This window comes from Paractinoplanes pyxinae, from assembly GCF_026626335.1.
GTDB classification, from domain to species: domain Bacteria; phylum Actinomycetota; class Actinomycetes; order Mycobacteriales; family Micromonosporaceae; genus Actinoplanes; species Actinoplanes pyxinae.
Window position 1 is genome coordinate 1 of sequence record NZ_JAPNTZ010000002.1, and the last position, 11,537, is coordinate 11,537.

General features: G+C 68.5%; 9 protein-coding genes. 3 read left to right on the forward strand and 6 right to left on the reverse strand.

The features are described from left to right. Together OWR29_RS04665 and OWR29_RS04670 are read right to left on the reverse strand one after the other, a co-directional pair. On the reverse strand, positions 1-1,477 hold a 1,477-nt coding region (locus tag OWR29_RS04665), incomplete at its 3' end, for a galactose oxidase (protein ID WP_267561195.1). Between the two features lie 26 nt (positions 1,478-1,503). Continuing rightward, positions 1,504-3,177 (reverse strand): hypothetical protein, encoded by a 1,674-nt coding sequence (locus OWR29_RS04670; protein WP_267561204.1) that lies wholly within the window; start codon positions 3,175-3,177, stop codon positions 1,504-1,506. A gap of 87 nt (positions 3,178-3,264) precedes the next feature. On the opposite strand from OWR29_RS04670, the gene OWR29_RS04675 reads away from it, so the two are divergent. The 3 genes from OWR29_RS04675 to OWR29_RS04685 all read left to right on the forward strand — a co-directional run bounded on the left by OWR29_RS04675 (position 3,265) and on the right by OWR29_RS04685 (position 5,968). After that, positions 3,265-4,944, forward strand: a complete 1,680-nt coding sequence (locus OWR29_RS04675) for an alpha/beta hydrolase (RefSeq protein WP_267561206.1) — start codon at positions 3,265-3,267, stop codon at positions 4,942-4,944. Positions 4,945-5,064: 120 nt separating this feature from the next. Then, positions 5,065-5,748, forward strand: coding sequence for a toll/interleukin-1 receptor domain-containing protein (locus OWR29_RS04680; RefSeq protein ID WP_267561208.1), 684 nt, complete (start codon positions 5,065-5,067; stop codon positions 5,746-5,748). Beyond that, complete coding sequence (locus OWR29_RS04685; RefSeq protein ID WP_267561210.1) at positions 5,645-5,968, forward strand: SCP2 sterol-binding domain-containing protein; 324 nt, start codon at positions 5,645-5,647, stop codon at positions 5,966-5,968. The genes OWR29_RS04680 and OWR29_RS04685 overlap by 104 nt, the downstream gene beginning before the upstream one ends. Positions 5,969-5,998: 30 nt before the next feature. Here the strand turns inward: OWR29_RS04685 and OWR29_RS04690 are convergent, their stop codons facing one another. From OWR29_RS04690 to glpK, 4 genes are all read right to left on the reverse strand, one after another. Then, entirely contained in the window at positions 5,999-6,631 is a 633-nt protein-coding gene (locus OWR29_RS04690) for a CGNR zinc finger domain-containing protein (RefSeq protein WP_267561212.1), read from the reverse strand. A 176-nt stretch (positions 6,632-6,807) separates the two neighbouring features. Next, positions 6,808-8,211 (reverse strand): Si-specific NAD(P)(+) transhydrogenase, encoded by a 1,404-nt coding sequence (gene sthA / locus OWR29_RS04695; protein ID WP_267561214.1) that lies wholly within the window; start codon positions 8,209-8,211, stop codon positions 6,808-6,810. Positions 8,212-8,314: 103 nt separating this feature from the next. Next, positions 8,315-10,039 carry a glycerol-3-phosphate dehydrogenase/oxidase gene (locus tag OWR29_RS04700; RefSeq protein WP_267561216.1) on the reverse strand — a complete coding sequence of 575 codons (1,725 nt, stop codon included), beginning with the start codon at positions 10,037-10,039 and terminating at the stop codon, positions 8,315-8,317. 13 nt (positions 10,040-10,052) lie between these two features. Continuing rightward, entirely contained in the window at positions 10,053-11,510 is a 1,458-nt protein-coding gene (gene glpK / locus OWR29_RS04705; protein WP_267561218.1) for a glycerol kinase GlpK, read from the reverse strand. Between the last annotated feature and the right edge of the window lie 27 nt (positions 11,511-11,537).

Below are 11,537 nucleotides of genomic sequence, written 5' to 3' on the forward strand. Positions count from 1 at the left end.
CGACCAGCGCGACCTTGCGGATGCCGGCCGCCTGCGGGGACGAGACGGTGAAGTTCGCGCCGATGCCGACGGTGGCGGGTGCGGCCGAAATGGCCGGGCGGTCGGCGAGTCCGCCGCTGCCGTCCTTTTTGTAGAGATACGGCGGGGTGAAGTATTCGATGTTCTTCTCGAGATACCCGGCGTCGAGGCAGGCCAGGCAGACGCCACCGCCGCCGGTCATGACCCGGCCGTCGGGCAGCAGCGCGGCCGTCGAATGGTATTGCCGGATGCGGCCGGCACTGGCCAGAACCGTCCAGGAACCGGTCGCGGGATCCCACCGTTCGGCCGTGGTCGCGGCATTCTGCAGGTCGATCAGCGCATTGTTGGCCGTGCTGGTCATGCCGCCGGTGGCCAGCACGGAGCCGTCGGCCAGCAGGGTCGCGTTGAGCTGGCGGCGACCGGTCGAAAGGGAACCCGTCGGGGCTAATGAAGGGAAGAGGCTGGCGTCGCTGTTCAGCACCACCGCCGTACGCGTGGGAACTTTCGCCACGCCGTTCTCGGTGATGTTGCCGCCTCCGACGACGACGGATTTCCCGATGTCGTACGTGGCGAAGCTGCCGTAGTCCCGCAGAATGCTGTCCCGGTTGCCGGTCGCGGTGATGACGCCGTTTCCCGACGTGGTGATGGTGTACGCGGTGGCGTGCGGGCCGAACAAGCCGAGTTGGGTGTCCGGGCGCGAACTCAGGAAGGGATAGAGCCGTGCGCTGTATTTGGTGAAGCCGGTGAGCGGTCGGATGGCGCCGTTCGTCTGGTACACCTCAGCCGTGGCCGGTCCGCCGCCGACGATGACGCTTTCGCCGTTCGCCGTCTCGGCCACCGACGGATACCAGCGCGCGGCCGCCATGTCTTTGCCACGGGTCCACGTTTCGTTGCGCCAGTCGAAGACGTACGTGTGAACCGTGCCGTCCAGCTGCGCGTTGGCGTTTCCACCGGCGACCAGAATGTTGCCGTTCGCCAGGTGCGCGAACCCGGCACAGAAGATGTTCGAGCCTTGCAGATCGACCCGCCGGTACGTGTCGTCGGCCGGATTCCAGAGCATGGCCCGGGTGAAACTGTGGTCGGGATAGTCCTCGCTCGGCAGGTCGCCGACCGAGTCCCAGATGAGCATCTTGCCGTTGGGGAGAACCGCCGTGAAGACGGGAACGACCGGAGTATCGACAACCGGACTCCACGATCCGGCCTGTCCGGGATCGGCGTCGGCCGCCGCTTTTGTGCGGGCTGTTCCGGGGCGTACTCCGGTCGCCTTTTGAATGCGGGCGGCGTTCTCGGTCGTACGGGCCTCGATGGTCCGCATCGGCGTGCCGGCCAGATCTTCGGTCATGTGGTCGTGAAGGTGGCCGTGGTCGTGCTGGTGCGCGTGCCCAGCGGCGGAGTCTGTATCGAAGACCGTGGTGCTCAGAAGCAGCAGTCCGCAGAGCAGTCCGGCGACTCTTCGCATGCCACGGTCCTCTCGATCGTTGCTGTCTATCGGGCCGGGCACACGACGATGCCCGTGGGTGCCGGCAGGCGGGCCGCCGGCGAGCAGTCGAAACGGTGGCGCAGCGCCGTACGCACCTCGACGCTGGACCGCGAAATGGAGAACCAGCCGGGCTGCCATACGAGATAGCGCGCCCCCTGGTCGTCGGTGACGCACCGGAGGTTGTCGGCATAGCTGCGGGTGGAGCGAACCGGTCGCACGTACGTGCCGCGCTGAACCCACTGCGGCGACGGATAGCGGCAGTGCGTCGGATTGCCCAGCCGATGGTTGACCGAGCCGAAGGCCAGATACAGCACCGGAGTGTCCGGTCCGATCCGTCGGCGCAGCTCTGAATAGCCCGCGTCGGCCGGACGCTCGTTGCTGAGGGCGTGGTTGAAACCGCTGAAGGCCAGCGGGGCATGCGGCAGGTTGGCCAGCACGATCGCCGCGATCAACGCGAGGGCGCCGGCCGTGGCCGAGGCGGGACGCGCCGCCCGGCCGTGATTCAGCCAGGTCGCGATGGCGGTGAGCACGGCGGCCGCCGCGAAGGCCAGGGTGATCACGGTGACGTTGTCGTGCCGCCACTCCGGCGGGCGGCGCAGCAGCACAAAGCTGACCGCGGTGACGGCCACTGTGGTCACCAGCAGCGGCATGCGAGCCGCCGGGCTGAGCACGAACGCCGCGGCCCAGACGCCCGCGGCCAGCACGGGCACGGCGGCGAAGTGGTACATGAAGAACTCGCCCTGGCCGTAAGCGGAAGCGAGCGACAGTCCGGCGGCGAGCAGGGCCACCACGGCCGCTGTCCGCCGGGGACGCCCACGCCCGGTGCGCCGGATCAGCGCCACGGCGGCGGCCGGCGCGACGGCCACCACCGGGCTCAGCAGCATGACGTCGCCCAGGCCGACGAGCAGGCGGTGGATGTTGTGCCACTCGACGCCGTGGTGGATCGGCGAGTTGGCCACGAGACCGGCCTGATCGGCCAGCCAGATGGTCTCCCAGGGCAGGAAGTGCCTGGTCACGGCGTACCAAATAATCGCGAAGCCGACGGTGTGAGCGGCGGCCCAGGCGGCTCGGCGGCGATCGAATGCGCTCAGCAGAAGCAGCGCCAGAATGGCCAGCGGAAACGTGGCCAGCTTGACGGCGATGGCCAGGAAGGCGGCGAACCCGCCAAGCAGAGCCCCGAGCCAAAGCGATCGCGGCGCCAGACCAACACCGATGGCGAGTACGGCTAGAAGCGCGGCGACCCAGTCGGGCTCCAGGAAGTGCCACGGCGGCGCGACGATCAAGGCCAGTCCGGTCGCCGCCGCCACGAAGACGCTGACGCGGGTGTTCCAGGCGCGGCGCAGCCCGAGAAACAGGACGGCGGCGACGCCGGCCGCCAGCAGAACGGCTCCGAGGCGGGTGACCCCTTCGCCTCCGGCCGGCCCGTCGATCAGGGTCATGAACAGGCGGTAGGCGATCGGCCGGGCGATGAAGACGTCCCACACGCTGACGCCGCCCCGACCCGCGGTTTCGATGCCGCCCAACGCGTACGTGACGTCGTTGTTGAGGGCCGACCAGAAACTCATGCCGATCGCGGCCAGCGCAGCCGCGATCGGCCCGGCCAGTCTCAGCGGAAAGCGGCTGGTCCGGGGCCTCTCGTGGTGGCTCGCGACTGCGGGAGCCTGAACGTCGGTCGTCATTGAGCGCGGAGTATGGCAGTGCATCGAGCTTGATCACTATCCGTCAACCCGTTGACTGGAGCTGTGCACGTGCACAGAATGGCGGTGATGCCGAAGATGGCGCTGCTTGCTTGCTCAGTCCTGCTTCTCGCGCCGGCCGCCCCGGCGTCCGCCGCCACGCCGTCCTGCGCCACCACCGGGTCCGTCGACTTCGGAATCGACCTGGCCGGCAGCGGGTGGAAGTTCACCACCGGGGACGACCCGAGCTGGTCCGATCCGTCGTTCGTGGACAGCGGCTGGCGCGACTGGAGCGTGCCCGACAACTGGGGTGCGGTCAGCGACCTCTCCTCGTACGACGGTTACGCCTGGTACCGCAAGACGTTCACGCTGCCGGCGCGGCCCGAAGGCGTCACCGACTCGGCCGTGGTGGCCGCACTCGGGAAGATCGACGACGCCGACCAGACATTCCTCAACGGCACCGAGATCGGGCACACCGGCGGCTTCCCGCCCGCCTTCGACTCGACGTGGGAGGTGCCGCGCGAGTACTACCCGGCCGACGGGCTGCTGCGCTGGGGTGCGACCAATGTGATCGCGGTGCGGGCCTACGACGGGACGGGTGGGGGCGGCTTCCACCAGGGGCCGGTCGGGCTGTTCTCGAAGGCGCGGCTGCGTGCGCTGGCCGGGATCAGCGGGACGCCGGCCAGCCGTACGCAATTGGCCCACGTCTGCGCCGTGCTGGGCAAGCAGCATCGCGCCGTCGCCGCCGGCGATCGGCGTGCCTACGCCTCGACGCTGGCCGACGGCTTCTTCCACCAGGGCGATACCGCGGCGCGCCGGTTGGCCTCGTTGCCGGGCTCCGTGTCGGATGGGCAAGCCGAGGTCTTCGTGGACAGCCAGGGCCGGCTCGTCGTCGACACGATCCGGCAATGGGGTGACCTGGCACCGGCCCGCGAACTGCTCTCCATCGACCCGCGGCGCAAACTCGAACTGGGCGACCATTCCCGGTTCTTCCGCGACGAGTACGAGTCGGCCGCGATGAAACGGCGGGTGCAGTTCAACGTCTATCTGCCCAAGAGCTACACGCGCACGCAGGCCAAGCGGTACCCCGTCGTCTACATGCTGAACGGCTTCAACGGCAGCAACATCGAATGGGAGTCACGAAAGATCGACGCCGTGCTCGACAACCTGGCCCTCGACGCCATCGTGGTCTTCCCGGACGGCGACAGCGGCTGGTACGTGGACACGTCGGCCGGCAACTTCCGCACCATGATCGTCGACGGGATCGTGCCGCTGGTGGACCGGTTCTACCGGACGATTCCGGACCGCGACCACCGCGGCGTGAGCGGTGTGTCGATGGGCGGGCAGGGGGCGTTCACGCTGGGGTTGAAGAACCCGGAGGTGTTCAGCTCGATCGCCAGCCACATGGGGGCGTTGAGCTTGGCCCCGCTGGTCGGCACGGCCGAGGAGCAGGCCGCCAACGCCGGGTTGCGGCCGCTCACGCTGGTCGCCGCGATGAGCGCGGCGGATCTCAGTCGCCACCGCTTCTACTTCGACGGCGGAGACCAGGACGACTACCGCTTCGGCGCGGCGGCGCAGCAGATGAGCACTTTGCTGGCCTCCAAGGGCGTCAAGCACGACTACCAGCTGGGCCCGGGCCGGCACGATGACGCCTATTGGATGCCCAAGCTGGATCGGTCGTTCGCCCTGCACACCGAGCAGTTCAACGCCCATCCCTACCGCCAGCCGAAGGAGCCCAAGCCCATCAAGTCGCCGTACGTCTGGCCGTGACGGAGGTGTACTCCCGCGCGGTGTCACTGGTCGGTCTTACTAGCCTCTTCCCGGTCTAGAAGGAAGATTGACACGGTTAAGGAGATGGAGGTGTGGCCCGCGAGCGGTACGGTTTGCTTCGTGGACGGCCACGTGTTCATCAGCTATCGCCATGAGGACAGTGCCGCTTATGTGAAATTGCTAGCTGCTCACTTGGCGGCTGCGGGCATACCGGCTTGGTACGACGCGGAGATCGTCTCCGGTGACCGATGGCTCAATCTTATCCGGAAGCAGATTGAAAGCTGCTCGGCTCTCGTCGTAGTGATGACGTCCGCAGGTGAAGAGTCGGTGTGGGTGCAACGCGAGATCGCACTTGCGCAGCAACGCGGCAAGCCGATCCTCCCGTTACTGTTGTCCGGCACGGGCTACTTCAGCATCCTAGATGTGCACTTCGAGGACGTCAGAAACCGACGCATGCCGGGAGGTGCATACACTGATCAACTGCGTCGTCACCTGCCTTCGCCGTTCGTTTCGGCAAGGGTGGCGAACCCCGCGACGGATGTGCGCCCGCAACCTGACTCCGGGAATAGCGCACCGCCTTTGTCGAAACTCGGCTCGCTGGTTTCAATGAGCCCGCTCGAGCTCGCACGGTACGTCAAGACGGCGTCGGACACGGAGCTTGGCCGAGCAGTGGACGGAGCCTCACGTGCGGAGGTGCTCGATGGCCTCTTCAACCGCTTCCCCGGTAGCTTACGGGCCGGATACGGTCTTCACCAGGCTGGCCGTTATTCACTGGACCATCACAGGTGGACCGAATGGCAGTAGTGACACGTACGAAACAGTAATTGAGAGTGGTCTGTGCACAGTCACCAGCAAGCCGGTGCGTAAGCCGTTGCTAATCATGACCATGGATCCTGTCAGCCTTCTCAAGCTCATATCTGGCGTAGGCAGACCCATGATGATGTTCATGACCGGCAAGATTAGAGCGAAGGGTGACCTTGGCCTGGCCGCCGATATGTCCAAGCTCTTCAACGTTCCGATCTAAGTTTCTATCGGAGTGGAACGTACGTAGGCGTCAGATGAGGCTGGGTGGGCCCTGGACTGTGGGGCGCGGGGGCAAAGCTCCACTCCCACCCATCAGGCGGCGGCGTTCGCGGAAAGCTCGCAAATTCGCAGTGTTGCCGCAGGTGCTTACGTCGTGCCAGACGCCGCTGTTGTTGCGGGACGTGTCGAAGAAGGCGGCCCGGCACTCGATGTTGTTGCACAGCTTCAGGCGGGGCCACAAGCCGGCCTGTTGGGCCAGCAACGCCTCGGCCCAGAGGGCTGACGCCAGCCAGCGGGTGCCTCGGCCGGTGGGGACGATCCTGACCCAGCCGTCGGCGTCGGGGACCAGGCTCACCGGGACGTCGGCCGGGGGGAGGGAGCCGGCGGGGCCGCCGCTGGCGAGCATCACGTTTTCAAAGGTGCTGCGGAGGCGGCGCAGTGAGCGCAGGTCGGATGAGGACAGCAGCAGCGTCGGCGCCGGCAGGCCGGAGATGTGGGACCACGTGGCCAGCGCCTCGGTGAGCCAGCGCTGGGCGTCGTCGACCTCCATCAACAGGTCGGTGCCGTATGCCATGGGTGGGCGCGTGTTCAGCAGCTCCTGCAGGAGCGCCAAACCGGCGGGTGCCTCCCGCACGCCGTGCCGGGCGCTGGCCATCCATGACATAGCCGAAGCGTACTTGATTCTTTTTCATGGCCGTCTCTGCGAAAGGTTTGGTTCCCCTTAAGAGATCAGTTTTTCACCAGCACGGGGTGGCCGCTTTATCCAGTTTGTCCCGAAGGGCGGGGGAACCGGGCGGCCGGTAACGAAAATTCGCTGGTTAGGAGAGTCTCAGAAACGGCTTATCCGTCGATCCGGGTGATGTTGCGAATCTTGTTGGACGCGTCGAGCGCGGCCACCTTGTACGCCTCGGACAGGGTCGGATAGTTGAAGACCGCGTCCACCAGATAGTCGACGGTGCCGCCGCAGCCCATCACGGCCTGGCCGATGTGGACGATGTCGGTGGCGGCGGTGCCGAAGACGTGCACGCCGAGCAGCTTGCCGTCGTCGGGCGCGACCAGCAGCTTGAGCATGCCGTAGGAGTCGCCGACGATCTGCCCGCGGGCCAGTTCGCGGTAGCGGGCGATGCCCACCTCGAACGGGGTGGCGGAGTCGGTCAGCTCGTCCTCGGTCTTACCGACGAAGCTGATCTCGGGGATCGTGTAGATGCCGATCGGCTGCAGCTGGTGCATCTCGCGGGCCGGTTCGCCGCAGGCGTGGTGCGCGGCCAGGCGGCCCTGCTCCATCGAGGTGGAGGCCAGCGCGGGGAAGCCGATGACATCGCCCACGGCGTAGATGTTGTCGACCGCCGTACGGTAATTGAGGTCGACCTCGATGCGGCCGCGACGGTCGGCTTCGAGCCCGGCCGCCTCGAGCGCCAGGTCGTCGGTCTGGCCCTGGCGGCCGGCCGAGTACATGACCGTGTCGGCGACGATCTTCTTGCCGCTCTTGAGGATGCAGAGCGCGGCCGTCTGGTGGCGCTCGACGGCGGCCACCTCTTCGCCGAAGCGGAACGTCACGCTGAGGTCGCGCAGGTGGTACTTCAGCGACTCGATGATCTCGTCGTCGCAGAAGTCGAGCATCTTCTCGCGGCGCTCGACCACGGTGACCTTGGTGCCGAGGGCGGCGAACATCGACGCGTACTCCATGCCGATGACGCCGGCGCCGACCACGACCATGCTGCGCGGCACGGCCTGCAGGTTGATCACGCCGTCGGAGTCGACGATCGTCCGGTCGTCGAAGTCGACGCTGTCGGGCCGGGCCGGCCTCGTACCCGCCGCAATAATGATCTTGTCGGCGCTGACCTTGCTCTCGCGGCCGCTGCCGCCGTCGACCCAGATCGAGTGCGCGTCGGCGAACCGGCCGGTGCCCGTGATCATGGTGATCTTGTTGCGGGCCAGCTGGTTGCGGATGACGTCGGTCTGCCGGCTGATCACGTGCTGGGTGCGGGCGGCGAGGTCGCTCACGGTGATCTCGTCCTTGACCCGGTAGCTGCTGCCGTACAGGTCACGCTGGCTGAGACCGGTGAGGTAGAGGACGGCCTCACGCAGCGTCTTGGACGGGACGGTGCCCGTGTTGATGCAGACCCCGCCGATCATGTCCCGCCGGTCGACGATGCCGACCCGGCGCCCGAGCTTGGAGGCGGCGATGGCGGCCTTCTGACCGCTGGGCCCGGAGCCCAGCACCAACACGTCGTAGTCATACACAGTGCTTAGCGTCGCAGTGACCGGGCCCTCGGTCCACCGAGTCCGTCAGATTTTTCATGGTCTATTCACCGCCGGGCCCCGCCGCCGGCCGGTCCCGCACGGCTCAGACCGCCAGGGGCACGACCTCGGTGGCGTGGCGGCGGGTGGCGTCGGCGCTCTCGTCGTCCGGCTGTTCCTGAGCGGCGAGTTCGGCGGCGACCCGTGACTCGTACGCCTGCAATTCCCGAGCGGCGTCGGCCGGGGTCCAGCCGAGCGGCCCGGCCAGCAGCCCGATCGCGTCCCGGGCGGCGGCGAGGCCCCGGTCCGGCGTCTCGATCGAGATCCGGGTACGGCGGGTGAGCACGTCCTCCAGATGCCGGGCACCCTCGTTGGTCACCGCGTACACCAGTTCGGCCCGCAGGTAGTCGGGCGCGCCCGCGACCGGCCGGCCCAGCGCCGGATCGGCCGCCACCAGGGCCAGCACCTCACCGGTCAGCGTGCCGTAGCGGCGCAGCAGGTGCTCGACCTGGGCCACCTGCAGCCCGGCCTCGCGGGCCAGCGTCGCCCGCCGGTTCCAGGCCGCCGGGAAGCCCTCGGCCCCCAGCAGCGGCACCTGGTCGGTGCACGAGGCCGGCACCGGCGAGTCCAGGTAACGGGCGGCCATGTCGACGGCGTCCTTGGCCATCACGCGGTAGGTCGTGTACTTGCCGCCGGCCACCACGACCAGGCCGGGCACCGGGGAGCCGACCGCGTGCTCGCGCGACAGCTTGGCCGTGGTCGACGCCGCGGCCGACAGCAGCGGGCGCAGACCGGCGTACACACCCTGCACGTCATCCCTGGTCAGCGGCTCGGCGAGCACCTTGTTGACCTCGGCCAGCAGGTAGTCGACGTCGCCCGCGGAGGCCGACGGGTGGGCCTTGTCGAGCGTCCAGGCGGTGTCGGTGGTGCCGATGATCCAGTGGCGGTCCCACGGGATCACGAACAGGACGCTGGTCGCGGTGCGCAGGATCATGCCGGTGCCGCCAGAGATGCGGTCGCGCGGCACGACCAGGTGGATGCCCTTGCTGGCGGTGACCTTGAACTGGGCGTCCTCGCCGTTCCCGCCGTCGAGCAGGGCCTGGCTGTTGCCGGTCCAGACGCCGGTCGCGTTGATCACGACCTTGGCCCGGACCTCGAACTCGCGGCCGGTCTCGGCGTCACGGAGCCGGGCGCCGACCACGCGCTTCCCATCGCGTACGAAGCCGATCACCTCGGTGCGGGAGGCCACCTTGGCCCCGTACGCCACGGCCGTGCGCACCAGGAACATGGTGTGCCGGGCGTCGTCGACCTGGGCGTCGTAGTAGCGGATGGCGCCGACCAGCGAGTCCGGCCGCAGCGACGGGAACGCCTTCATGGCCTCGGTCTTGCTGAGGTGGCGGTGCCGCGGCAGCCCGGCGCCCCAACCCGACAGAGCGAGCACGTCGTACAGGGCGACGCCGGCTCCCGCGTACAGCCGCTCCCACGCGCGGTGCCGCAGGGGATAAACGAAGGGCACTGGGCGTACGAGGTGGGGAGCGAGCCGCTGAATCAGGAGCCCACGCTCGCGCAGCGCCTCGCGCACCAGCGAGAAGTCCAGCATCTCGAGGTAGCGCAGCCCGCCGTGGATCAGCTTGCTGGACCGGCTCGACGTGCCGCTCGCGAAGTCGCGGGCGTCGACCAGGGCGACGGACAGCCCGCGGGTGGCGGCGTCGAGGGCGGACCCCGCGCCGACCACGCCGGCCCCGACGACCAGCACGTCCAGCTCGTCGCCGCCCGACATGGCGGCCAGGGCCTCGGCCCGGGTCGCCGGCGAGATCATCGGTGTGTTCATGAGGATCCCCATCTCAAATCACCCAGTCGAGGGTTCGGTCGATGGCGGACCGCCATCGGGTGGTGCCTTCCGCGCGCCGCTGATCGGTCCAGGCCGGCTGCCAGCGCCGGTCCTCCCGCCAGTTGGCGCGCAGGTCGTCTACGGATGTCCAGAACCCGACCGCGAGGCCGGCGGCGTACGCGGCCCCGAGCGCGGTCGTCTCGGCCACGGCCGGCCGGCTGACCGGAACGCCGAGGATGTCGGCCTGCAGTTGCATGCAGAGCTCGTTGGCGGTGACGCCGCCGTCGACCTTCAGGCAGTCGAGCGCGGCGCCGCTGTCCTGCGCCATCGCCTCGACGACGTCGCGGGTCTGGTAGCCGATGGCTTCGAGCGCGGCCCGGGTGATGTGGGCGGCGGTGTGGAAGCGGGAGAGCCCGACGATCGCGCCGCGTGCGTCCGGCCGCCAGTACGGCGCGTACAGGCCCGAGAAGGCCGGCACGAAGCAGACGCCGGCGCTGTCGTCGACCGACGCGGCCAAGGTCTCGCTCATCGCCGCCGAGTCGAGGATGCCGAGCTGGTCGCGCAGCCACTGCACGGCCGCCCCGGCGGCGGCGATCGACCCCTCCAACGCGTACGCGGGCTTGTCGTCGCCGAAGCGGTAGGCCACCGTGGTGATCAGTCCGTGGCTCGAGCGCACCGGATCGGTTCCGGTGTTCATCAGCAGAAAACCGCCGGTCCCGTACGTGCATTTGGCCTCGCCGGGGGCGAAGCAGGTCTGCCCGAACAGCGCCGCCTGCTGATCCCCGATCGCCGCGGCCAGGGGAACCCCGTCCAGCGCCGTGCCGTAGACCTCGGCTGACGACCGGATCTCGGGGAGCATGGCCCGCGGGATGTCGAACAGCGCGAGCAGCTCGTCGTCCCACTCGAGCGTCGTCAGGCTCATCAGCATCGTGCGGCTGGCGTTGGTGACGTCGGTGAGGTGCAGGCCGCCGGTCAGGTTCCAGATGAGCCAGCTGTCGACCGTCCCGAACAGCACCTCGCCGCGTTCGGCGCGGGCACGCAGGCCGTTGTCGAGCAGCCACTGGATCTTGGTGGCCGAGAAGTACGTGGCCGGGGTGAGCCCGGTGCGTTCGCGGATCAGGTCGCCGTCAAGCTTCTCGACCAGGGCCGACGTACGGGTGTCCTGCCAGACGATGGCCGGGGCGAGCGGCGTACCCGTGGCCTTGTCCCACAGCACGACGGTTTCGCGCTGGTTGGTGATGCCGATCGCGGCCAGGTCGGACGGGGCGAGCCCGGCGTGGCCCAGCGCCACGTCGATCGTCTTGCGGGTGTTCTCCCAGATCTCGGTGGCGTCGTGCTCGACCCAGCCCGCGGCCGGGAAGATCTGCCGGTGCTCGAGCTGGTGCCGGGCGATCTCGGCCCCGGACCGGTCGAAGATCATGAAGCGCGTGCTGGTCGTGCCCTGATCGATCGCGCCGACGTAGTGGGTCAAGGTGCCTCCCGAGCTCTAGCGCAAAGG

Excerpts from the sequence above, each read along its gene's own strand:
- OWR29_RS04670 (WP_267561204.1), bottom strand. The coding sequence starts at position 3,177 with ATGACGACCGACGTTCAGGCTCCCGCAGTCGCGAGCCACCACGAGAGG.
- OWR29_RS04675 (WP_267561206.1), top strand. The coding sequence starts at position 3,265 with ATGCCGAAGATGGCGCTGCTTGCTTGCTCAGTCCTGCTTCTCGCGCCG.
- OWR29_RS04685 (WP_267561210.1), top strand. The coding sequence starts at position 5,645 with ATGGCCTCTTCAACCGCTTCCCCGGTAGCTTACGGGCCGGATACGGTC.
- OWR29_RS04690 (WP_267561212.1), bottom strand. The coding sequence starts at position 6,631 with ATGTCATGGATGGCCAGCGCCCGGCACGGCGTGCGGGAGGCACCCGCC.
- OWR29_RS04700 (WP_267561216.1), bottom strand. The coding sequence starts at position 10,039 with ATGAACACACCGATGATCTCGCCGGCGACCCGGGCCGAGGCCCTGGCC.